Raw genomic sequence first — 23246 nt, 5'->3', positions numbered from 1 at the left:
ACCGGCCTGAACACCCCTGGCAACAGCCCCAGCGCTTTGCCACCTGTTTGCCCATGTCACCACGAACTCCCCTGCCAACAAGCCGCCTGCTGCGCTGCCTTGCCGCTGCCGCAGCGCTGGGCTGCGCCGCCGCGCCCGCGCTGGCCGATGCCCACTACGACAGCCTGATCCATCAGGCCCGCGCCGGCCAGACCGCGCCCGCGCTGGCGTACTTCGCCGCCCAGAGCCAGGACGCCCTCAGCGCCCGGCACGTCAACGACTGGCTCGTCATCAGCGGCTGGGCCGGCCAGGATCAGCAAACCCTGGCCATCTACCAGCAGCACCGCCAGCGCGTGCGGCTCGAACCCGCCAGCCTGGCCGCCGTGGGGCGCGCCTATCGCAACCTCAAGCACTGGGACATGGCCGCCTCGCTGCTGGATGCGGCCATCCAGCGCGAGCCCCAGCACAGCGACTGGTACCTGGCCGCCGCCTACGCACTGGCCGAAGGCGGCCACGCGGCCCAGGCCAGCGCCCAGCTCGATGCCTTTGAACAGCGTTTCGCACAGCAGCGCCTGCCGCTGCTGCTGGCGCGCAGCTACGTGGCCCGCATCACGCAGCAGCCCTACGACGCGCTGCAATACGCCAGCGCCGCCATCGACCTGGCGCCCGACAACGCCCAGGCGCAAAACCATTACCTGCATGCGCTGCGCGCCGCCGGCATGGCCGAGCGCGCGTTGCAATACCTGGCCGCTGCCCGCCCCGCCGAGGCCGACGCCGCCTTGGTGCGCAGCCTGCAGGCCGACTACGGCGCCGAGCTGGTGCGCATCGGCGAATCGGCCAGCGGCACCCGGGCCGAAGACCAGGCCCGCAAGCGCCGCACGCTGGACTACTACGCCCAGCTGCTGGCGCAATGGCAGCAGGCGCTGCAGGCCAGCGCGCCCGGCTCGGCCGAGCACCAGGCGCTGCAGCGCGACATCCGCCGCGTGCGCACCGACCGCCTCATCGCGCTGTGGCAGGCCCGCCAGGCCCAGGCGCTGCTGGACGAATACGCCGCGCTGCTGGCCCAGGATCCAGAGCTGCCGGACTACGCGCTGATGCAAGTCGGCGCAGCCCTGCTCGAAACCCGCCAGCCCGAAGAGGCGCTGCGCATCTACGACGGCATTGCCCAACGCCGGGCCGCCACCGCCGGCGCCAACGCAAGCCCGCAGCCCCAGAGCCTGTACACGGGCCGGCTTTATGCGCGGGTGGAAACCGAGCAGCTCGACGCCGCGCGCGCACTGGCGCGCCAGCACCTGGCCCAGACCTCGCCCGAGCGCCGCATCCCCGGCAACCCCAACCCGCTGCCCAACACGGACTGGAGCGCCACGCGGCGCGAACAGGCCGCCGTCGAGCTGTACGCCGGCCGGCTGCCGCAGGCGCAGGCGCAATTCGAAGAGCTGATGGCCCTGGGGCCGGGCGACTCGCACACCCACATGGGCCTGGTCAGCACCTACCGCAACCGCGGCTGGCCGCGCCGAGCCGCCGAGGAGCTGAAAATCATCCAGCACACCTCCGGCGATGCCCACGACCTGAGCCTGCTGCTGGAGCAAGCCGGCGTGGCCCAAGAGCTGCAAGACTGGCCCACGGCCCAGGCCCTGTTGGATCACGCGCAGCAGCGCTACCCAGAGGAGCCGCGCGTGCAGCGCGCCCAGCGCCAGTGGCAGGTGGCGCGCATGCCCATGGTGCAGTTCAACGCCGAATACCGCGACTCCGACAGCCCCAGCGCCATCGGCGAAGGCGCCACCCGCTACGCCCTGCTGGGCTATTCGGCGCCGCTGCACGAGCGCTGGCGCCTGTTTGCCGCCGCGCGCCACAGCAGCGGCAACTACCTGGAAGGCAAGGGCCGCTACCACCAGCTGGCCGCTGGCGCCCAATGGCATTGGCGCGACACCCAGGCCGAGTTCGAGCTCTCCGCGCTGCGCGCTGCGCAACGCACCCACACCGGCCTGCGCCTGGCTGCGCGCCACAACCTGGACGACCATTGGCAACTGCAGGCCCGCGCCGCGCGCAACAGCATCGAGACGCCGCTGCGCGCACTGCGCGCGGGCATCACCGCCGATGAGCTGGCCCTGGGCTTGCAATGGCGCGCGCACGAAAGCACCCGCCTGGGCCTGACGGCCGAGGCCATGGATTTCAGCGACGGCAACCGCCGCACCGGCTATTTCATCGACGGCCAGCAGCGCCTGCTGACCACCGCGCACCTGCAGCTCGACGCCGGGCTGGAGCTCTCGCACAGCCGCAACACCCGCCCAGGCCAGGGGCCCTACTTCGCGCCGCAACGCGACTGGAGCATCCTGCCGGGCCTGACGGCCTACCACATCCTGCACCGGCGCTATGAACAGGTCTGGCGTCACGAGCTGCACCTGGCTGCCGGGCGCTACACCCAGCACGGCTTTGGCAGCGGGGGCTATCAACGCCTGCGCTACGGCCAGCAATGGAAGTGGAACGACACCACCTCGCTGGACTGGAACACCGGCCTGAGCTGGCGCCCGTACGACGGCGCGCGCGAGCGGGCGCTGTACTTCAACATTGGTTTCTCGCACCGGTTCTGACGCGCGCCGCCCAAGCCCAGGCCAGTCGCATCTGCCTCACCCCAGAATGGGCCGCCGCCGCGGCGCGGCCCGTTCCCACCCTTTGTACCGATTGCCATGCTCTGTTTTGCCCCGCCCCCACCTGCCATGCGCCAAGCCATGAAGGCTGCCGGCCTGCGCTGGCTTGGCGCCGCAGCCGCCGCGCTGATGCTGCTGACCCTGGCCGCCCTGCTGCCGCTGGCGCAGCGCGCGCATGCGGGCGAGCCGGTGTTCAGCGCCGTGCAAAGCCGCCCGCTGCCCGCGCGCGAGCAGCCCTGGCCGCACAACAGCTTCATCGTGCTGTCCTACCACGACGTGGACGACCGCCAGGCCGACCAGCGCTTTCTGGCCGTGACCACGCACAAGCTCGTGGCCGAGCTGGCCTGGCTGCGCGAGAACGGCTACCAGGCCGTCTCGGTGCAGCAAATCCTCGATGCCCACGAAGGCAAGACCCCGCTGCCGCCCAAGGCCATCTTGCTGACCTTTGACGACGGCTACCGCAGCTTCTACACCCGCGTCTTCCCGCTGCTCAAAAGCTACCAATGGCCCGCCGTGCTGGCCCCGGTCGGGCACTGGGTTGGCGCGCCGGCCTCGCAGCCGGAGATCGACTTCGGCGGCCTGAACGTGCCGCGCAAGCACTTCAGCAACTGGGAGGAAATCCGCGAAGTGCACGCCAGCGGCCTGGTGGAGATCGCCGCGCACACGCAGAACCTGCATTTCGGCCACATCGCCAACCCGCAGGGCAACACCCAGCCAGCGGCGGCCACGCTGCGCTACGACCCGGCCCGCCAACGCTACGAAACCCCGGCCGAATTCGAGCAGCGCCTGGAGGCCGACATCCGCGCCATCAGCCACAACATCGAGGCCGCCACCGGCCAGGCCCCGCGCGCCTGGGTCTGGCCCTACGGCGCCATGAACGGCAAGGCCTGGGCGCTGGCCAAGGCCCAGGGCTACCGCCTCTCCTTCAGCCTTGACGAAGGGCTGGCCCATGCCAGCCAGCTCGACAACATCCCGCGCTTTCTGATGGGCGAGGACCAGAGCCTGGAGCAGTTCGCCGCCTCCATCGTCAACATCCAGCAGCGCAGCGCGCAGCGCATCACCCACGTCGATCTGGACTACATCTACGACCCCGACCCCATCCAGCAGGAGAAAAACCTCGGCCAGCTGGTGCAGCGCATCCACGACCTGCGCATCACCACCGTCTACCTGCAGGCCTTTGCCGACCCCGAAGGCGACGGGCTGGTGCGCTCGGTGTACTTCCCCAACCGCGTGCTGCCCATGCGCGCCGACCTGTTCAACCGCGTGGCCTGGCAGCTGCGCTCGCGCGCCGGGGTCAAGGTCTTTGCCTGGATGCCGGTGCTGAGCTTCAACCTGGACAGCAGCTACCCGCGCATCGCCCGCGCCGAGCCGCCGCTGCCCGATCAGCTGCAAGGCAAGACGCTGCCGCCGCACGATGGCGGGCAAGACTACCAGCGCCTGTCGCTGTTCGATGCGCGCGTGCGCCAGGCCATCCAGACCCTGTATGCCGACCTGGCCTGGCACGCGAACTTTGCCGGCATCGTGTTCCACGACGACGCGCTGCTGCGCGAGGACGAGGACGTGAGCGCGCCGGCGCTGGCGGCCTACCGCGCCGCCGGCTTCGAAGGCCCCTTCCCCAAGACCGATGCCTCGCAGCCCGAGCAGCAGCGCTGGATGCGCTTCAAGACCAAGGCCCTGACCGACTTCACGCTGGAGCTGCTGCAGACCGTGCGCGCCATCCGCGGCGCGGACGTGCAAAGCGCGCGCAACCTCTACGTCAACACCCTGCTGCAGCCCGAGAGCGAGCGCTGGTTCGCGCAGAACTACCAGCAGGCCCTGTCCGCCTACGACTGGGTCGCGCCCATGGTCATGCCGCTGATGGAGCAGGTGCCCGAGGCGCAAATCCTGCCCTGGCTGGATCGGGTCGTGGCCAGCGCAGCGCGCATCCCCGGCGCGCTGGACAAGACCATCTTCGAAATCCAGAGCGTGGACTGGCGCAAAAGCGACGCCGAGCGCGCCATCGCCCCCGAGCGGCTGGCGCAATGGCTGCGCCGCCTGAGCATGCAAGGCGCGCAGCACCTGGGCTACTACCCCGACGACTTCATCGGCGAGCACCCGCCGCAGGGCATGCTGCGCCGCCACTTCTCGCTGTACTGGTTCCCCGCGCCATGAATCGCCGCAGTCTGACCATTCCCGCGCTGCTGGCCATGCTGCTGGGCCCGCTGCTGGCCGCCTGGCTGTTCAGCCTGGAGGCCGTGCTCAGCTTCGTGCTCTATTACCCGCTGTTCATGTCCTGCATCTGGGTCTCCGGCGGGCTGCTGTTCTGGTGGCGTTGGGAGCGCCACTGGCCCTGGGGCGAGCGCATGCCGCCCCCGCAACTGCCGGGCAACCCGCTGATCTCCATCATCGTGCCCTGCTTCAACGAAGAGCAGCATGTGCGCGACACCATCGGCGCGGCGCTGACGCAGCGCTACCGCCACATCGAAGTCATCGCCGTCAACGACGGCTCCAAGGACGGCACGGCCCGCATCCTCAACGAAATGGCCGCGCTCAACCCCAAGCTGCGCGTCATCCATCTGGCGCGCAACCAGGGCAAGGCCATCGCACTGCAAATGGGCGCACTGGCCGCGCGCAGCGAATACCTGGTCTGCATCGACGGCGACGCCATGCTGGCCGCCGACAGCGCCGCCTACATGGTCGCGCCCATGCTGCACTTGGCGCACGTGGGCGCCGTCACCGGCAACCCGCGCATCCGCACGCGCAGCACCCTCATCGGCCGAATCCAGGTGGGCGAGTTCTCCTCCATCATCGGCCTGATCAAGCGCACGCAGCGCATCTACGGCCGCATCTTCACCGTCTCCGGCGTGGCTGCGGCCTTCCGCAAGCGCGCCCTGCACCAGGCTGGCTACTGGAGCAGCAACATGATCACCGAGGACATCGACATCAGCTGGAAGCTGCAAATGAGCGGCTGGAGCACCTTCTACGAGCCGCGCGCGCTGTGCTGGATCCTCATGCCCGAAACCATCAAGGGCCTGTGGCGCCAGCGCCTGCGCTGGGCACAGGGCGGCGCCGAAGTGTTCATCAAGAACCTGCCTGTGCTGGCGCAGTGGAAACACCGCCACATGTGGGGCCTGGCCGCCGAGTTTGCCCTCTCCACCTTCTGGGCCTTCTGCCTGTTCTACACCCTGCTGTTCCAAATCGTGGACTGGCTGCTGCCGCTGCCGGCCAGCTGGCACCACCCGGCGCTGGCGCCCACGGCCTTCACCGGCGTCATCCTGGCGCTGGCCTGCCTGATCCAGATGCTGATCAGCCTGATGATCGAGCGCCGCTACGAACGCGGCCACGGCGGCACGCTGATCTGGACCGTCTGGTACCCGGCCGCGTTCTGGCTGATCGGCTTTCTCACCTCCCTGGCCAGCTACCCCAAGGTCATGCTGCGCAAAAGCCAAAAACGCGCCCGCTGGACCAGCCCCGACAGGGGGATTGCCCATGGCTGAAAGCCGCCGCCACAAGCACTACCGCAACCTGCCGCCGGCCATCGGCCCGGCAGCGCTGCCGCCGTACCTGACGCACCAGCGCCTGGTGCTGCAACCGGACACGCGCTCGCCGCGCTATGCCGTCGAAACCTTCATCACCTTGCTGATCTGGGCCGGGCTGATCTATGCCACCGTGCTCTACATCGGTGGCCACCCCGAGAAAGAGCACGGCGGCTGGCTGGGCATGCTGGCGCACCTGTTGCGCAGCATGGGCATCATCGCCCTGGTCTACAGCGCCCTGCTGCTGCTGGATCTGTTCATCATGGCGCTGTGGGCCAGCCTCATCCGCCTGCTGGGCGCGCGCTCGAAAAAGAACGCCCAAGAACTTGAAGAGCGGCGCCTGATGCGCGCCTTCGAAGTCTCGCGCACCATGTTCGACCGCCTGCAGCAATCCAACGTGGTGACCATCTTTCACGACGAGCTGGGCGACATCGAATCCATCCGTGCCGGCCACCACGTGCTGGGCGAGGAGGACGGCCTGTCGCAACTGCCGCCCGAATCCTTTCTGCCCACGGCCTGGAACAGCCTGCTGCCCGAAGACGAACTGCACAGCACCTACCACCTGCCAGGCCAGGAGCTGCCCATCGGCATGCGCTGAAGGTTTTTTTGTGCGAGGCCAGCCGCCCAACGCTCACAGGCCTCACAGAGCTCACAAGCGCTGGGCCGAGAACTCAATGGTTGGCGGCGCGATGGCGGCGTCGCGGGCCACGGACATCAGAATGCCCAGCGCCAAGCCCAGCGTCACCATGGCCGTGCCGCCATAGCTGATGAAGGGCAGCGGCACGCCCACCACGGGCAGCACGCCCATCACCATGCCCATGTTGACGAAGGCGTAGGTGAAGAAAATCATCGCCACGGCCGCGGCCATCAGGCGGCCAAACAGCGTCTTGGCGCGCAGGGCGATCCACAGCGCGCGGTAGATCAGAAACAGAAAGCCCAGCAGCAGCGCCAGCGTGCCCAGCAGGCCGAACTCCTCGGCAAAGGCGGCGTAGATGAAGTCGGTGGTGCGCTCGGGGATGAACTCCAGGTGGGTTTGCGTGCCGGCCATGAAGCCCTTGCCCCACAGGCCGCCCGAGCCAATGGCGATCATGCCCTGGATGATGTGAAAGCCTTTGCCCAGCGGGTCGTTGTACGGATCCAGCAGCGTGCAGACGCGGGTTTTCTGGTAGTCGTGCAGCACCACCCAGTCCACGCCGTCCTGGCACAGGTAGGGCTCAAAGCCGATGATGGCCGCCACCCCCAGCAGCGCCAGCAGCACTGGCGGCAGCACCAGCTTCCAGGGCAGGCCGGCAAAGAAAATCACAGCCAGCCCGGCGCCCAGCACCAGCAGGGCCGTGCCCAGGTCGGGCTGGCGCAGAATCAGCCCCACGGGCAGGGCCAGCAGCGCCACGGCGACGACGAAGTCCGTGGCGCGCAGCGGCGTGGGGCGCAGCTGGAACCACCAGGCCAGCATCAGCGGCGCGGCGATTTTCATGATCTCGCTGGGCTGGATCACCACTCCGACGTTGAGCCAACGCTGCGCGCCCTTGCGCGCAACGCCGAAGAACTCCACCCCCAGCAGCAGCAACAGGCCGGCCAGGTACAGGGGCACGGCCAGCGCCATCAGCCGCTGGGGCGGGATTTGCGCCAGCACGAACAGGATCGCCGCGGCCAGCGCCATGTTGCGCGCATGGTCGCCAAAGCGCGCGCCATGATCGAAGCCGGCCGAATACATGGCGATCAGCCCCAGGGCCGCCAAAAACAAGATGGCGGCAATCAGCCAGCCATCAAAGCGCTGGAACACGCCCAGGAAGTGGTGGTGCCAGGGAGTTTTGTTCAGGGTCACAACAGCCATTGCCGTATTATCGCCAGCCGCCCGGCGCAGCCCGGCCGCCATGAGGCCGCCAAGAGACTACCGCGCCAAGACACCGCCACCCGCCCGCCCCCGCTTGCCATGAGCCACCCGCACCGCAGCGCCCGCGCCCACCTGGGCGCACGCCCCATCCACGCCGTCCTGCTGGATCTGGACGGCACCCTGATCGACACGCTGGACGAATTCGAGCTGGCCCTGGGCCACATGCTGCGCAGCCTGCAATTACCGCCCACCACGCGCGCCACCATTGCGCGCACCATCGGCAAGGGCTCGGAGCACCTGGTGCGCAGCATCCTGGCCCAGGCCCTGGCCCAGGCCGGTCTGCCGCACGACGAGCAGGCCGTGGCGCAGCGCTTCGATGAGGCCATGCGGCTGTATTTCATCGGCTATGACAGCGCCGGCCACGAACATGCCAAGGTCTACCCTGGGGTGCGCGAAGGCCTGCAGGGCCTGCAGGCGCTGGGCCTGCCGATGGCGGTGGTCACCAACAAGCCCATGCGCCTGGCCCGCCCGCTGCTGGACGCCACCGGCCTGGCCGGGCAGATCGAATTTCTCTACGCTGGCGACAGCTTTGCGCGGCGCAAGCCCGACCCCTACCCGCTGCTGCAGGCCTGCGAGCGCCTGGGCCAGGCGCCGCAGCAGGTGCTGATGATTGGCGACTCGGCCAACGACGCCGCCGCCGCGCGCGCGGCCGGCTGCGCCATTGCCCTGCTGCGCTACGGCTTCAACCACGGCGAGCCGATCGAGCAGGTTGCCGCCGATGGCCATTTCGATTCCATCGCGCAAATCGCCGCGCAACTGGCCGCAGCCTCCCCCGCATGAACGCATGAACGCATGACCACCAGCACCACCCCTCCATCTGCGCCACTCGCGCCATCCGCGCCGCCGGCCAGCGCCCTGCCCATCTTGCTGGTGCCGGGCCTGGCCTGCTCACCGGCCCTGTTTGCCCCGCAGCTGCCCACGCTGTGGCGCCACGGCCCGGTGACGCTGGCGCAGACCACCGCGCACGACAGCATGGCCGAGATGGCCCGCGCCATCCTGCGCGATGCGCCGCCGCGCTTTGCTCTCATGGGCCTGTCCATGGGCGGCTACATCGCCTTTGAAATCCTGCGCCAGGCGCCCGATCGGGTCGCTGCGCTGGCCATCCTCGACTCCTCGGCGCGCGCCGACAGCGAGGAGGCCCGCGCGCTGCGCCTGCGCGTGATGGAGCTGGCCCGCCAGGACAAGCTGGCCCTGGCCATCGAGCTGAATTTCCCGCGCTCCGTGCATGCCAGCCGCGCCGACGATGCGGCGCTGCGCGCCGTGGTGCAGGCCATGGCGCAGGACACTGGCGTGGCCGCCTACCTGCGCCAGCAAACGGCCATCATGCAGCGCTGCGACTCGCGCCCCGGCCTGGCGCACATCCGCTGCCCCAGCCTGGTGCTGGTCGGCGCCGAGGACCAGCTCACCCCGCCGGCCCTGGCCGAGGAAATCCACGCCGCGCTGCTGGCCGGCGACCAGGCGCGCGGCGCCAGCGGCAGCGCCGCCGCCGCGCCGCTGCGGCAGCTGCACATCGTGCCGCAATGCGGCCACCTCAGCACGCTGGAGCAGCCCGCGCTGGTGGCGGGCATTCTGGACCGATGGCTGCTGGCGCTGCGCCGCCAGGGCTGAGCCTTCGGCCCCTTGCGCCCCCATGCAGCACGCCCATGCAACGCCCGTGGAATAATGCGCGCCCCACCGATTTTGGAGAGACCCCCGCAATGATGAAACGGCGAACCCTTCTGGCCTCCAGCGCCGCCTGGCTGGCCGCCACCGGCGCGGCCAGCCCGCTCGCAGCCCTGCACGCCGCCCCGCGTGGCGCTGGCATGGACAAGACCGACAAGTCCAGCATCACCATCGGCATGGTGCTGGAGCCGCCCGGGCTGGACCCCACCGTCAGCGCCGCTGCAGCCGTCAGTGAAGTGACGCTCTACAACATCTACGAGACCCTGACCAAGATCAACCCCGATGGCAGCGTGGCCCCGCTGCTGGCCGAAAGCTGGGAGGTCTCGCCCGATCTGCAGACCTACACCTTCCGCCTGCGCCGCGACGCCCAGTTCCACAACGGCCAGCCCTTCAACGCCGCGGCGGTCAAGTTCAGCTTCGACCGCGCCAAGGCGCAAAACAGCACCAACAAGGACAAGGCGCGCCTGTCCAAGCTCAGCACCGAGGTGGTGGACGAATACACCGTGCGCATCCGCAACGAAGTGATCGAGCCCGATCTGCTGTTCGTGCTCGGCCAGGCCACGGCCATCATCGTCGAGCCTCAGAGCGTGGCGAAAAACGCCAGCGCCCCCGTCGGCACCGGCCCCTACCGGCTGGCGCGCTGGAATCGCGGCACGGCGCTGACCCTGCAGCGCTGGGACGATTCGCCGCGCGCGGCGCAGCTGCCCATCAAGACGGCCACTTTCCGCTTCATCGCCGACCCCGCAGCCCACGTGGCCAGCCTGCTGGCCGGCGATGTGGACTGCTTCCCGCGCGTGGCGCAGCGCGGCGTGGAGCAATTCAAATCAGACCCCAGGTTCCAGGTGCTGGTCAGCGGCTCGCGCGCCAAGACCATCCTGTCCATCAACCACCGCCGCAAGCCGCTGAACGATGTGCGCGTGCGCCGCGCCATCGCTGCGGCCATCGACCGGCGCCAGGTCATCGAAGGCGCCGCCAGCGGCTATGGCGTGCCCATCGGCAGCCACTACGTGCCCGGCGCCTTCGGCTACGTGGACACCACCGGCATCAACCCCTACGACCCGGACAAGGCCGTGGCCCTGCTCAAGGAGGCTGGCGTCAAGACGCCGCTGAAGCTGCGCATGACGCTGCCGCCCACGCCCTATGCGCGCCAGGGCGGCATCGTCATCGCCGCCATGCTGGCCAAGGTCGGCATCCAGGCCCAGCTGGAAAACGTCGAATGGGCGCAATGGCTGCGCAACACCATGGGCCAGCACCAGTTCGACCTGACGCTGATCTCGCACGTCGAGCCGCTGGATCTGGGCAACTACGCCAACCCGGACTACTACTGGGGCTACGATTCCCAGGCCTTCCGCGACATCTGGGAGCAAACCCGCAGCGCCACCCAGCCGGCCGAGCGCGCGCGCCTGCTTGGCCAGGCCCAGCGCCTGCTGGCCGAGGACTGCGTCAACGCCTTCCTCTACCAGCCGCAGTGGGTCACCGTGGCGCACAAGGACGTGCGCGGCCTGTGGCGCGACATGCCCATCTTCGTCAACGACCTCTCGGCGCTGCGCTGGAGCTGAAAGCCATCACCGGCAACCGCGCTGGCAGAATGGCGCCGCATCACAACAACAGAGGAGGAATCACCATGGCCCATCTGCCACCCCGCGCCACCGCCTTGACAGCCCTGGCTGCCCTGGCGCTGGCCTGCGCCGTCAGCCTGCCAGCCGGCGCGCAAGAGGTTTACCGCAGCAAAAGCGCCAGCGGCAGCACGCTCTACACCGACAAGCCGCCAACGGCTGGCGCGCAATCCCTCTCAGGCAAAGGCAACGCCCAGGCGGCCGAGGACAGCCGCCCGGCCAGCGGCGGCCTGCAGGCCGCCATGCGCCGCTACCCCGTTTCCCTGTACGTCATGCCCAATTGCCCGGCCTGCAACAACGGCCGCAAATGGCTGCAAGAGCGCGGCATTCCGTTTCAGGAATACAGCATCAAAACACCCGAGGACCAGCAAACCGCAGCGCGCCTGGGCATCGAATCCCTGCCCCAACTGCACATTGGCCGCCAGACGCTCGATGGCTTCAGCGCCTCGCAATGGGCCCAGTACCTGGATGCCGCCGGCTACCCGGCCCAATCCGAGTTGCCCGCCGATTACAGCGCCCCTGCGCCCCGGTCGCTGAGCAGCGCCGCCGCACAGAATGCACCAGCTGCCAGCGCCAGCACCGCCAGCGGCTCGGACGGCAGCAGCGCCCCGCCGGGCTTTCGTTTTTGAGGGCAGGCCCTGAACTGCACTGGGCCGCCACCCATCACCGCGGCGGCCGGTGCCAATAGCGCCGCCCGGCCTCGCGCTCGCAGCGCAACTGCTGCGGCGCGCTGGACTGCCACAGCGCCGCGCCGCAATCGGCCGTATTCACGAACCGCACGCCCTGCTGCTGGTAGCGCGCCACCACCTCCGGGTGCGGGTGGCCGAAGCGGTTGCGGTAACCGGCCTGTGCCACGGCAAAGCGCGGCGCCACGCTGGCAATGAACGGCGTCGATGAGGAAGTGCGGCTGCCGTGGTGCGGCACCTGCAGCCAATCGGCGCGCAGCTGCGCCCCCAGCGCCAGGCGCAGCGCCTGCTCCTGCAGGCGGCCAATGTCGCCGGTAAGCAAGGCGCTGGCCCCATCGCTGGCCGTGATGCGCAGCACGCAACTGCTGGCATTGCGCTCCAGCCAGCTTGCCCCAGGCTGGGGATGCACGAACGCCAGCGTCACGCCATCCCATTGCCATTGCAAGCCCGCCTGGCACGGCCTGGCCTGCGCCGCCACACTGGCCAGCCCCGCAGGCCAGAGCGCCAGCGGCGTGGCCGGCGCATACAGCTGCGCCACGTCGAACGCCGCCAGCACGCTGCGCGCGCCGCCCACGTGGTCGCTGTCGCCATGGCTGAGCACCAGCGCATCGGGCCGCAGGCCATGGGCCTGCAGCAGCGGCGCCACCACGCTGTGCCCGGCATCGCGCCCGCCGCCGTAGCTGGGCCCGGCGTCATAAAGCAGCGTGTGCTGCCGGGTCTGCACCAGCAAGGCCCCGCCCTGCCCCACGTCCAGCGCCAGCAGGCGGAAGTGCCCCCAAGGCACGGGCGCTGGTCGCCAAGCCAGCATCAGCGCCAGCCAGACCAGGCCCTGCAGGCGCAGCCAGACCGGCCAACGTCCCACCGCCAGCCAAGCGCCGGCCAGGCCCAGCAGCGCCCAGTACCACGGCAGCCTGGGGCCGTGCCATGCGGCCAGGGGCCAGCCTGCCAGCCATTGCAGGCCGTGCAGCAGCTGCACCATCAGCCAGGCCGCAGCCGCCAGTGGCGCGGGCCACCATGCCGCCAGCAGGCTGCCCAGCATGGCCAATGGCACGATGAGCAAAGTCACCAGAGGAACAGCCAGCAGATTGGCCAGCAGGCCCAGCCAGCTGAGCTGGCCAAACAGGCCCAGCGTCAGCGGCGCCAGCACCAGCGACAGACGCCATTGCATCTGCCACAGTTGGCGCAGCTGCGCCGCCAGCGCCAGGCCCCCGCGCCGCACCGGCCCCCCGTCAGGCGCACCTGGCGCACCCGCTGCGCCGCGGTCTGCGGCATCGCCATTGCCGGGCAGCACCAGCAGCACCGCCACGGCCACGAAGCTCAGCCAGAACCCGGCCTGCTGCAAGGCCCAGGGGTCGTACAACAGCACGGCCAGCGCCGCCAGGCCCAGCGTGGCATGCCAGGGCCAGAGCAGGCCGGCGCTGCGCAGCAGCACCCACACGCCCAGCATGCACACCGTGCGCTGCGCTGGCAATTGCCAGCCACTGAACAGCGCGTAGCAGGCCGCCAGCAGCCAACCGCCCCACAGGCTGGCCACGGGCGCGGGCACGGCGTGCATCAACCGCGGCCAGCAGCGCCACAGCCAGCCCACCGCCCCCGTGGCCAGCCAGGCGAACATGGTGATGTGCAGCCCGGAGATGGCCATCAAATGCGCCACCCCGGTGCTGCGAAACACCTGCCAATCGCCCTGGTCGATGGCGCGCTGATCGCCCGTCACCAGGGCCGCCAGCACCCCGGCGCTGCGCTGCCACAGCGTCGGGCCTTGCCCCTGAGTCTGGACCTGGGTCTGACCATCGCCCTGCGCGCTGGCAGGTACATCGGCTGGCACATCGGCCGGCGCGCCAGCCCAGGCCGGCGGCGGCAAGGCCACGATGCGGTCGCGCACCGCCTGCCGCCAGCGCTGCAGGCGGTAGCGGCCCGAATCGCCCAGCCAGCGCGCATCCTCTGCCCCCTGCTGGCGCACGCTGGCCGTGGCCTGCACGCCCTGCTGCCACAGCCATTGCTCGTAATCGAACAGCAGCGGATTGCGCAGCCCGCTGGGCGCGCGCACGCGCAGCGGCAACTGCCAGCGATCGCCCGCCCGCAGCTGCGGCGGCCACGGCGGCAGCGCTTGCGCCGCCGCGCCCTGCGGCGCATCCCGCCAGGCTCCAGCCCTGGCTTGCGATGGTGCGTACCAGGCCACCTCCAGCGGCTGCACCAGCGCCAGCGCCTGGCCATCGGCGCGGCGCGCCGATTCGGGCTGAAAGCGAAAGCGCAGCACATCGGCCTGCTGGCGCGGCAAGGCCGACACCACCCCAGTGACTTCCAGCTGCAGGCCATCCCACTGCGGCGGCAAGGCCCCCTGGGCATGCCACGCGGCGCGCAGCCCCGCCCAGCCCAAGCCCAGCGCCGCAGCCGCCAGCATGCACAGCGCGCTACGGGCGATGCCCCTGCGCCCCAGGCGCCACCAGGCGACCAACCACATCAACGCCGCCAACAGCAATGCCAGGTATGCGCCCCAGGCCCACAACTGCGGCTGCCGCAATTGCACGGCCAGCCCCACGCAGCCAGCCCCCAGCAAGGCCCAGGCCCGGCACGCGCCAAGGCCGGCCGGCCCAGCATCGGCCAGGCCGGCGCGCCCGGCCGCCACGGCCTGCCACTGCCTTTTTCCCAAGCTGTTCACACGCATTGCACTGGGCCCGCCAGGCGCTGCGCGGCATGCCTTTGGCCCCATGGCCGGGCCGGGCGCAGCGTCCGCGGCCCAAGCGGCCCATGGTGCATGCCGTATCATTTCGCCCGCTTCCGGCCCCCTCCTTCTTGCTGCTGCATCCATCATCACGCGAGCGGCAGCGCCACCGTCGCGCCGCCAAGGCCATGGGGGCTCACCGCCAGGCCAAGGCCAAAGGCATCCCCCTCACCAGAAAGGTCCAAGTCATGGGAATCTACGAAAAGCTCCAAGCCCTGAACATTGAGCTGCCCGCCGTCGCCACCCCGGTGGCAGCGTATGTGATGTACGCCCAAAGCGGCAAGCAGGTTTTCCTCAGTGGCCACATCGCCAAAAAAGACGGCAAGGCCTGGGTCGGCCAACTGGGCAAGAACATGAGCACCGAGGAAGGCAAGACCGCCGCGCGCGCCGTGGGCATTGACCTGCTGGCCACCTTGCAGGCCGCCGCAGGCGGTGATCTGGAGCGCGTCAAGCGCGTCGTCAAGGTCCTCAGCCTGGTCAACTCCGCGCCCGATTACACCGAGCACCACCTGGTCACCAACGGCGTGAGCGAGTTGCTGGTCGAAGTGCTGGGCGACAAGGGCGTGCATGCACGCAGCGCCTTCGGCGTGGCGCAACTGCCCATGGGCGCCTGCGTCGAAGTCGAGCTGATCGCCGAGCTGGAATAAGCGACACCCCAAAGGGACACCCAGGCAAGGCCTGTCCTTGCAGCGCCCCGTCACACAGCGCGCGTGGCGTGGCGCGCATCCGGCACGTTCTGCAGCGCGCCTCGCCCATGGGCAGCCGGTGCAGCGGCATATTGGGTCGCACCCTGCACACCGCCACTGCATGCGACGTGTTTTGTCGCAGCCCTGGGCATCATCGCGGGCAACGCCACTACCCAATGCCTGCCTATGCCCCTGCCTGCGCCCGCCACGTTTGCCATCGCCCTGTTCCAGCACGCCATCGACCAGCGCCACTGCCGCAATGGCCACCGCCTGAACATGCAGGACGCGCTGGCTTTCCAGTGGGGCCGCCAGCGCGCCATCTGGCAGGAGCAAGACGCCAGCCTGCCCGCACAGCCCGTGCCCGCAGGCGCGGCGCTCTGGCTCTCGGTGGCCGACGGCGTATCGGCCAGCCCCCATGCCGCACTGGCCAGCCGCAGCTTGCTGCACACCCTGCACCACCCAGCCGGCCTGCTGCCCGGCAGCGCATCGGCCCTGCCGGCCCTGGTGCGCGCAGCCGCCTCGGCATGGCAATCGCGCTACCTCAAGCCCGCCACGCAAGGCGCCTCCACCACGCTGGCCAGCCTGATGATCAAGAATGGCCAGGCCTGCGCCGTCAACTGCGGCGACTCGCGCATCTGGCGCCTGCGCCCAAACGCCACGGGCGGCATGGCCTGGCAACAGCTCAGCCGCGACCACACCATCTGGCAGCACATGCTGGACGAAGGCGAAGTCAGCCCCGAGCAGCGCGGCGCCGGCGCCTCCATCTACCAGGGCTTGTTGCATTGTTTGACCTTGGGCAGCAACCAGGGCAACGAGCCCGACTGGCTGGACGCCCCGGCTGGCGACGACACCCCGCCGCCAGCGCTGGAAAACTGGCTGCACATCTGGCATGGCCAGGTGCAAGCGGGCGACGTGTTCGTGCTGGCCACCGATGGCCTGCACGACAGCCTGGGCGATGAGCGCCTGCCCCAGCTGTGGCAGGCCCAGGCCAGCCTGGATGCCAATGTGCAGGCCCTGAAGGCGGCCTACCTGCAGGCCGGCGCGCCGGACGACTGCTCAGTGGTGGCAGTGCGGGTGCAAGGCGCTTGCGCATGAAGCTCCGCCCGGGCACCCGGGCAAGGGCAATGCCAGCGCCTGCGCAAGGCGACGGTCCCTGCGCGGTTTGAAAACATGCGATAATCGCGCTTTTTCTGTGCCAAGTGCTGTGGCAATGGGTGCTGCATGTGGCTGGCGCGAGGTTCTTGCCCTTATCCCAATTGCAAGAGAAAAACCCGAGAGATTTCGCCATGAAAGAAGGCATCCACCCCGAATACCGCGAAGTGCTGTTCGTCGATCTGTCCAACGGCTTCAAGTTCGTGACCCGCTCCTGCGTCAACACCAAGGAGACCGGCACCACCGACGATGGCCGCGAGCTGCCGCTGTTCAAGCTCGATACCTCCAGCGAATCGCACCCGTTCTACACCGGCACGCAGAAGTCGGTGGACAACATGGGCGGCCGCGTCGAGCGCTTCCGCAACCGCTTCGGCAAACTGGGCGCCAAGTAAGCCTGGCTCTTGCCCCACCCGACAGCGCGGCCCGTGTGGCCGCGCTGTTTTTTTGCGGCCCGCCCGCCCAATGGCCGCATGCGGGATGTGCGGCACAATCGCGCCCGGGATGGGCTTTGCGCACGCCATGGCACTTCCCATTCGCCCCTCTTGCCAATCAGGCGGAGTCTTTGAACAGGCTCTCAGCCTCCTCCTTTTCCACGACTGCTTTCCCGCGTGAGCGCCCTGCCCCCCTCGCCCGCCATCGTCAGCCAAAGCGCCGTGCGCCCGCTGGCGCGCGCCGTTCTCTGGGCACTGAGCCTGGTGTACGTCTGCGCGGGCTTCATCGGCCGCCACCCGTGGAAGAACGAGGACATGGCCGCCTACGGTTACATGCAGGCGCTGGCCCAGGGCCAGAGCAGCTGGCTGCAGCCGGAGCTGCTGGGCCAGGGGCTGGGCCATGCCTCGCAGCATTTGTCCGTCTGGCTGGGCGCGCTGGCCTTGCTGCTGCGCCCGGATTGGCTGGCCCCCACGCTGGCCGTGCGCCTGCCTTTCATGGGCCTGATGCTGGCCAGTCTGGCCGCCGTCTGGTACGCCACTTACCACCTGGCCAGGCGCCCCGAGGCCCAGCCCGTGCCCTTTGCCTTTGGCGGCGAGGCCGAGCCCGTGGCCTACGCCCGCGCCATTGCCGATGGCAGCGTGCTGGCGCTGGTGGCCAGCCTGGGCCTGATGCAGTTTTCGCACGAAACCACGGCCACGGTCGTGCAGCTGGGCGGCGCCAGCCTGTTGTTTCTTGCCCTGGCCCTGCCCGAGGCGCGGCGGCCCCTGGCCTGCAGCCTGGCCGCGCTGGCCTGCGCCGCGCTGCTGCTGAGCGGCGGGGCCTATTGGCTGGCGCCGGTGTTGCTGGCCACCCTGCTGCTGGCCTGGCAGCTCAGAGGATCTGCCGCGCGCCTTGCGCTGCCCTTGCCGCTGCTGGGCGCGCTGGCGCTGCTGGCTGTGCTCAGCGCTGCGGCGCAGGCCGTCTGGCACAGCACGGCCTGGCCGTTGACCTGGCCGGGGCTGGATGGCGCGCAGTGGCTGCGCTTCGTGCGCCTGCTGATCTGGTTTGGCTGGCCGGCCTGGCCACTGGCCTGCTGGGCCTTGTACCGCTGGCGGCGGCATTGGCTGCGCGCCCGGCCCAGCCTGCACCTGGCCTTGCCGCTGCTGTGGCTACTGCTCACCCTGGCCCTGGCCGCGTGTGCCCAGGGCTCGGCGCGCGATCGTACGCTGTTTCTCAGCTTGCCCATGGCCGCCACGCTGGCGGCGTTTGCGCTGCCGACGATGCGCCGCGCGCTGTCCTCGCTCATCGACTGGTTCACGCTGCTGTTCTTCACCGCCTGCGGCGTGGCCATCTGGGTGATCTGGACGGCCACGCAAACCGGCCTGCCGGCCAAGCCGGCGGCCAACGTGGCCAAGCTGGCGCCGGAATATGTGCCGCAGTTCTCGGCGCTGGCCTTCGGGCTGGCAGCGCTGAGCACGGCCATCTGGCTGGCCGTGATTGCCTGGCGCACCGGGCGGCACCGCTCTGCGCTGTGGAAGAGTCTGGTGCTGCCCGCCGGCGGCGCGACCTGGTGCCTGACGCTGGTCATGACGCTGTGGCTGCCCATGCTGGACTATGGCCGCTCCTACCAGCCGCAGATCGACAAGCTCGCCGCCCACATCCCGCAGGATGCGCCCTGCCTGTGGGCCTACGAGCTGGGCACGCCGCAACTGGCGGCCTTTTGGGCCCAGGCCGGCTGGCCCTTGCGCCAGCGCGGCGCCAACGGCCCGGCCGCGCAGGCACCAGCCGATGCCCAGGCCTGCCCGCTGAGCCTGGTTGGCGCCCATGCCAGCGAGGCCACCCAGGCAGCGCTGCAGCGCGCGGGCTGGCGCCTGCAGGCGCGCATCGAGCGCCCCACCAGCGACGAGGCCGTGCTGCTGTTTGCCGCCCCGCTGGCCAGGCCCTGAGCGCCTGCGGGTATCCACGGGCAAATTCATCGCCGGCCTGCGCCTGGGGCGCATGGGCCCCATGCTATGCTCGGGCGGCATTTTTCGGGGCCTTTGCCGCGTGCTGCGATGCGCGGCGAAGGCCCAGCACAACAAAGGAACCATCCAATGAGACTGATTTTGCTCGGCGCACCCGGTGCCGGTAAGGGAACACAGGCCGCATTCATTTGCGAGAAATTCGCCATCCCGCAAATCTCCACCGGCGACATGCTGCGCGCGGCCGTCAAGGCCGGCACGCCGCTGGGCCTGCAGGCCAAGGCCGTGATGGACGCCGGGCAGCTGGTCAGCGACGACATCATCATTGGCTTGGTCAAGGAGCGCATCGCCCAGCCCGATTGCGCCAAAGGCTTTTTGTTCGACGGCTTTCCGCGCACCATCCCCCAGGCCGATGCCATGAAGGAGGCGGGCGTCGATCTGGACTACGTGCTGGAGATCGACGTGCCCTTTGGCGACATCATGGAGCGCGCCACGGGCCGCCGCCAGCACCCGGGCAGCGGCCGCACTTACCACATCAAGTTCAACCCGCCCAAGGTCGAGGGGGTGGACGACGTCACCGGCGAGCCGCTGATCCAGCGCGATGACGACAAGGAAGAGACGGTCAAGAAACGTCTGGAGGTCTACGACGCGCAGACGCGCCCACTGGTGAGCTACTACTCCGACTGGGCCGCCAAGGAGCCGGGCAAGGCCCCCAAGTACCGCAAGATCAGCGGCGTGGGCAGCGTGGAGGCCATCACCCAGCGCGTATTCGAGGCCCTGGGAAGCTGAAGAGCCTGTTCAAAGTCTTGGCGCGCACCGCTTGCGCCCAGCGCCCCAGCGCCCGCCCCTGCCAATGCAGGGGCGGGCTTTTTCATGGGGTTTGTCGTGGACATCAGCATCCCCGCCGCCGCAGGCAGGGCCGGCAAACCGGCCCTGCTCGAACATCCCCACAGGCTTGGCGGCATGCCGGCTGCGCCCCAGCAATGGCCCCCAAGCACTGCTACCATTGCGCGCCTTATGCCACAGAGCCCATCCCCAACCCAGCGCCCCTTGGCGGCAGCCGTCCCACACGGCCAGGCGATCACCCAGACAACGCCCCCGCCGCACGCCCCATCCCCCCAAAACCCTGCGGAGACAGCGCGCAAGCCCGCCTCCTGGCTGGCGCGGCTGCAGGCCAGCGTGATGCAGCACTGGCTGGTGCGCGGCGTCATGGCCTGGCTGGATGCCGACGGCATGCGCATGAGCGCGGCCATGGCCTTTTACGCCATGCTCAGCCTGGCGCCGCTGCTGGTGCTCGTGGTCGCCGGCGTGGGCTGGTGGGTCGACCGCTCCGTGGTCGAGGACACCATGCTCAGCCAGGTGCAGGCCGTGGCCGGCGAGCGCACCGCCGCCGTGGTGCAGCAGGCGCTCAACAGCGCCACCGCCCCGGCGCAAGGGGTCATTGCCTCGCTGATTGCCTTTGGCGTGCTGCTCTCGGCGGCCACTGGCGTGTTCGTCGCCCTGCAAGATGCCCTCAAGGACATCTGGGAGCAATCGCGCGACGAAAACCAACCGTGGTGGTGGCTGCTGGTGCTGCGGCTGCGCGGCGTGGGCTACATGCTGGTCGTCGGTGGCCTGCTGATGGTCTCGCTGGTGCTGACCACCGTGCTGCGCGTCATCACCCCCATGCTCGGCGATGTGCTCTCGCACCCCTGGGCGCTGCTGCTGCTCAACGAAACCATTTCCTTTCTCTTCATCGCGCTGCTGTTCGTCGGGCTGATGCGCATCAGCGATGGCAAGAAGCCCTCGATGCGCTACTTGGTGCGCGCCGCCGCCATTGGCGCCATCCTGTTCACGCTGGGCAAGCACGCCATGACCGCCTACCTGGCCGGCGCGGCCGTGGTCTCGGCCTATGGCGCAGCCGGCTCGCTGGTGGCGCTGCTGATGTGGCTGTACTTCTCCAGCGCCATCTTGCTGCTCGCCGCCAGCCTGGCCAAGGCCATGGCCGATGCCGACCACGTGCCGCTGGAAGAGCCCGCCGATGCGCACGCCTCTCCCGCGCCACCGGCGGCCACCACGCCCGCCACCACTTGAGCTGCCAGCCAGAGCGCCACATGACTTCCCCTTCTTGCCCATCGACCCCGGCGGCGCAGCCGCGCAGCACATCGGGCCTGCACATCGGCCTGCTGACCGGCGGCGGCGACTGCCCCGGCCTGAACGCCGTGATCCGCGCCGTGACCAAATCGCTGCTGCACGACGCCGGCGCGCGCGTCACCGGCATCGAGCGCGGCTTTCTCGGCCTGATCGAGCGCCGCACCCGCCCGCTGGACTGGAACGCCGTCAGCGGCATCCTGCACCAGGGCGGCACCATCCTGGGCGCGCACAACGCCGCCGACCCGTTCCGCTGGTCCGGCGCTGGCGGCGCCGATGTCTCGGCCCAGGTGCTGGACTATGCGCGCGAGCTGGGCCTGGACGCGCTGGTGGCCATCGGCGGCGATGGCACCATGCACATCGCCCACCGCCTGCACACGCTGGGCCTGCCTGTGGTGGGTGTGCCCAAGACCATCGACAACGACCTGCTGCACACCGAGCGCAGCTTTGGCTTTGACAGCGCCGTGGCCATCGTCGCCGAGGCGCTGGAGCGGCTGGAAACCACCGCCCGCAGCCACCGGCGCGTCATGATCCTGGAGACCATGGGCCGCTACACCGGCTGGATCGCCCTGGCCGGCGGCCTGGCCGGCGGCGCCGACGTCATCGTGCTGCCCGAGCTGCCCTACGATCTGCAGGCCATCGCCCGGCACTGCCAGGCGCGCGAGCAACACCCCGGCCACACCCTGATCTGCATCGCCGAGGGCGCACGCCCGGCCGATGGCGCCATGACCGTGCGCACCCACCTGGCGCACAGCCCCGACCCGGTGCGCCTGGGCGGCGTGGGCGAAGCGCTGCGCGCCCAGCTGCAGCCCCTGCTGAGCGCCGAAGTGCGCAGCACCCAGCTGGGCCACATCCAGCGCGGCGGCAGCCCCACGGCCTTCGACCGCGTGCTCTGCACCCGCTTTGGCCACCACGCCGCCCACATGGTGGCGCGGCGCGAATTTGGCCGCATGGTCGTACTGCAGGGCGAGACCTGCTCCAGCGTGCCCCTGGCCGAAGTGGCCCAAGGCCATCGCACCGTGCCGCTGGACCACCCCATGCTGCAGGCGGCGCGCTGCATTGGCGTGTCACTGGGCGTTGAGGCCGACGCGGCCTGCCATGCGCAACCGCCTGCCGCCGCATGACACCCGCCATCGAACTGCTCAAGGCGCACGGCGTGGCGCACCAAGTGCTGAGCTACACGCACGACAGCAAGGCCCCGTCCTACGGCCTGGAGGCGGTCGAAAAACTCGGCCTGGCGCCGCAGCAGGTGTTCAAAACCTTGCTGGCGCAGACCGAGGCTGGCGAGCTGCTGGTGGCCGTCGTGCCCGTGGCCGCCCAGCTCGATTTGAAGGCCCTGGCCCAGGCCGCTGGCTGCAAGAAATGCGAGATGGCGCAGCCACAGGCAGCGCAGCGCGCCACGGGCTATCTGGTGGGCGGCATCAGCCCGCTGGGGCAGAAAAAAGCGCACCGCAGCTTCATCGACGCAGCGGCGCAGGCCTTGGATTGCCTGTACGTCAGCGCCGGGCGGCGCGGGCTGGAGATCGCCCTGGCGCCGCAGGACCTGGCCCGTCTGTGCCAGGCGCGCTTTGCCGCGCTGGCGCGCACGGCCTGAAACTGAAAGTGCCTGAGATGGCCTGAGCCTGCTCAAAATCTCGCCGCAAGCGGGCAAGCAGCGGCATGGGATGGGCTGCAAAGATGGCCTGCAGCAGGGCGCAGGCTGCAGCAATGGCCGCTGTCAGCGCAAGCGCCGGGGCAAAAACACACAGACCGAGGCCACAAAGGCACACAGGCTCTGCTGCCCTGGGGCCTCGGGCACACCTTGCTCTAGGCGTGTTCTGCTCGAACGTTGACCAATCCAAGACCTGGCCGCTGACTGGCATCGCCATCTCGCAAGCAGCTCTGGTCATGCCCGCGAAGGCGGGCATCCAGCGCCACCCTTGCGCACGAGAAGGCGATTGGCCAACGGCAGCGCCGTCTGCCCGCGTCGCGACTGGACACCCGCCTTCGCGGGTGTGACGAAAACGAGAGAAGGCCGCACGCTTGCAGGCAATGTCTTCATAAGAATCGAAACTGCTCTAGAGAAACTTTGATTGATAAGGTTACATAATAGGGTTTTCTACCAGCCGGAGCATGAGATGCGCGCCTATTCGCAAGACTTGCGAGACCGAGTGCTGGCAGCGCTGGAGCGCGGAGAGCGCCCCA

Annotated in this window: 18 protein-coding genes; 16 read left to right on the top strand and 2 right to left on the bottom strand. The window is 69.5% G+C overall.

Translation table 11 applies throughout. The features are described from left to right. Positions 1 to 53 precede the first annotated feature (53 nt). The 4 genes from pgaA to CK625_RS12810 all read left to right on the top strand — a co-directional run bounded on the left by pgaA (position 54) and on the right by CK625_RS12810 (position 6740). Positions 54 to 2570, top strand: coding sequence for a poly-beta-1,6 N-acetyl-D-glucosamine export porin PgaA (gene pgaA, locus CK625_RS12825; RefSeq protein ID WP_172425175.1), 2517 nt, complete (start codon positions 54 to 56; stop codon positions 2568 to 2570). Between the two features lie 126 nt (positions 2571 to 2696). After that, complete coding sequence (gene pgaB, locus CK625_RS12820; protein WP_172425174.1) at positions 2697 to 4778, top strand: poly-beta-1,6-N-acetyl-D-glucosamine N-deacetylase PgaB; 2082 nt, start codon at positions 2697 to 2699, stop codon at positions 4776 to 4778. Further along, positions 4775 to 6103: a poly-beta-1,6-N-acetyl-D-glucosamine synthase gene (pgaC, locus tag CK625_RS12815; protein ID WP_095540720.1), complete on the top strand. Its 1329-nt coding sequence runs from the start codon at positions 4775 to 4777 to the stop codon at positions 6101 to 6103. The genes pgaB and pgaC overlap by 4 nt, the downstream gene beginning before the upstream one ends. Continuing rightward, entirely contained in the window at positions 6096 to 6740 is a 645-nt protein-coding gene (locus CK625_RS12810) for a PgaD family protein (protein WP_095540719.1), read from the top strand. The genes pgaC and CK625_RS12810 overlap by 8 nt, the downstream gene beginning before the upstream one ends. 51 nt (positions 6741 to 6791) lie before the next feature. On the opposite strand, the gene rodA is transcribed toward CK625_RS12810, so the two are convergent. After that, the gene (gene rodA / locus CK625_RS12805; RefSeq protein WP_095540718.1) at positions 6792 to 7976 is read right to left on the bottom strand and encodes a rod shape-determining protein RodA; all 1185 of its coding nucleotides are present in this window, start codon (positions 7974 to 7976) and stop codon (positions 6792 to 6794) included. Between the two features lie 99 nt (positions 7977 to 8075). Here rodA and gph point away from each other — a divergent pair, with 99 nt between their 5' ends. From gph to CK625_RS12785, 4 genes are all read left to right on the top strand, one after another. Beyond that, the gene (gph, locus tag CK625_RS12800; RefSeq protein ID WP_095540717.1) at positions 8076 to 8816 is read left to right on the top strand and encodes a phosphoglycolate phosphatase; all 741 of its coding nucleotides are present in this window, start codon (positions 8076 to 8078) and stop codon (positions 8814 to 8816) included. Positions 8817 to 8828: 12 nt separating this feature from the next. Beyond that, on the top strand, positions 8829 to 9644 hold the full coding sequence (locus tag CK625_RS12795; protein WP_095540716.1) for an alpha/beta fold hydrolase: 816 nt from the start codon (positions 8829 to 8831) through the stop codon (positions 9642 to 9644). Positions 9645 to 9733: 89 nt separating this feature from the next. Further along, positions 9734 to 11257 carry an ABC transporter substrate-binding protein gene (locus CK625_RS12790; protein ID WP_095540715.1) on the top strand — a complete coding sequence of 508 codons (1524 nt, stop codon included), beginning with the start codon at positions 9734 to 9736 and terminating at the stop codon, positions 11255 to 11257. A 65-nt stretch (positions 11258 to 11322) separates the two neighbouring features. Next, complete coding sequence (locus tag CK625_RS12785) at positions 11323 to 11943, top strand: glutaredoxin domain-containing protein (RefSeq protein WP_172425173.1); 621 nt, start codon at positions 11323 to 11325, stop codon at positions 11941 to 11943. A gap of 34 nt (positions 11944 to 11977) precedes the next feature. Here the strand turns inward: CK625_RS12785 and CK625_RS12780 are convergent, their stop codons facing one another. Then, positions 11978 to 14659, bottom strand: a complete 2682-nt coding sequence (locus tag CK625_RS12780; protein ID WP_238945664.1) for a DNA internalization-related competence protein ComEC/Rec2 — start codon at positions 14657 to 14659, stop codon at positions 11978 to 11980. A 251-nt stretch (positions 14660 to 14910) separates the two neighbouring features. Between CK625_RS12780 and CK625_RS12775 the strand changes: the two genes are divergently transcribed. From CK625_RS12775 to ybaK, 8 genes are all read left to right on the top strand, one after another. Further along, positions 14911 to 15369, top strand: coding sequence for a RidA family protein (locus CK625_RS12775; RefSeq protein ID WP_095540750.1), 459 nt, complete (start codon positions 14911 to 14913; stop codon positions 15367 to 15369). A 225-nt stretch (positions 15370 to 15594) separates the two neighbouring features. After that, complete coding sequence (locus tag CK625_RS12770; RefSeq protein WP_095540712.1) at positions 15595 to 16503, top strand: PP2C family protein-serine/threonine phosphatase; 909 nt, start codon at positions 15595 to 15597, stop codon at positions 16501 to 16503. Positions 16504 to 16694: 191 nt separating this feature from the next. Then, the gene (locus CK625_RS12765) at positions 16695 to 16952 is read left to right on the top strand and encodes a type B 50S ribosomal protein L31 (RefSeq protein ID WP_095540711.1); all 258 of its coding nucleotides are present in this window, start codon (positions 16695 to 16697) and stop codon (positions 16950 to 16952) included. A 216-nt stretch (positions 16953 to 17168) separates the two neighbouring features. Then, the gene (locus tag CK625_RS12760) at positions 17169 to 18917 is read left to right on the top strand and encodes a hypothetical protein (protein WP_238945663.1); all 1749 of its coding nucleotides are present in this window, start codon (positions 17169 to 17171) and stop codon (positions 18915 to 18917) included. Between the two features lie 147 nt (positions 18918 to 19064). Further along, a complete protein-coding gene (gene adk / locus CK625_RS12755) occupies positions 19065 to 19721 on the top strand; it encodes an adenylate kinase (RefSeq protein ID WP_095540709.1) in 657 nt (218 codons plus the stop codon). Between the two features lie 228 nt (positions 19722 to 19949). Further along, positions 19950 to 21005 carry a YihY/virulence factor BrkB family protein gene (locus CK625_RS12750; protein ID WP_172425172.1) on the top strand — a complete coding sequence of 352 codons (1056 nt, stop codon included), beginning with the start codon at positions 19950 to 19952 and terminating at the stop codon, positions 21003 to 21005. Positions 21006 to 21082: 77 nt separating this feature from the next. Further along, entirely contained in the window at positions 21083 to 22186 is a 1104-nt protein-coding gene (locus CK625_RS12745) for a 6-phosphofructokinase (protein ID WP_095540749.1), read from the top strand. Continuing rightward, on the top strand, positions 22183 to 22656 hold the full coding sequence (ybaK, locus tag CK625_RS12740; RefSeq protein ID WP_095540707.1) for a Cys-tRNA(Pro) deacylase: 474 nt from the start codon (positions 22183 to 22185) through the stop codon (positions 22654 to 22656). The genes CK625_RS12745 and ybaK overlap by 4 nt, the downstream gene beginning before the upstream one ends. Positions 22657 to 23246 lie beyond the last annotated feature (590 nt).

This window comes from Vandammella animalimorsus (genome assembly GCF_002285265.1).
Taxonomy (GTDB): Bacteria; Pseudomonadota; Gammaproteobacteria; order Burkholderiales; family Burkholderiaceae_C; genus Lampropedia.
Note: the sequence above shows the minus strand (reverse complement) of the source record. Positions and strands in the feature narration are given on the sequence as shown.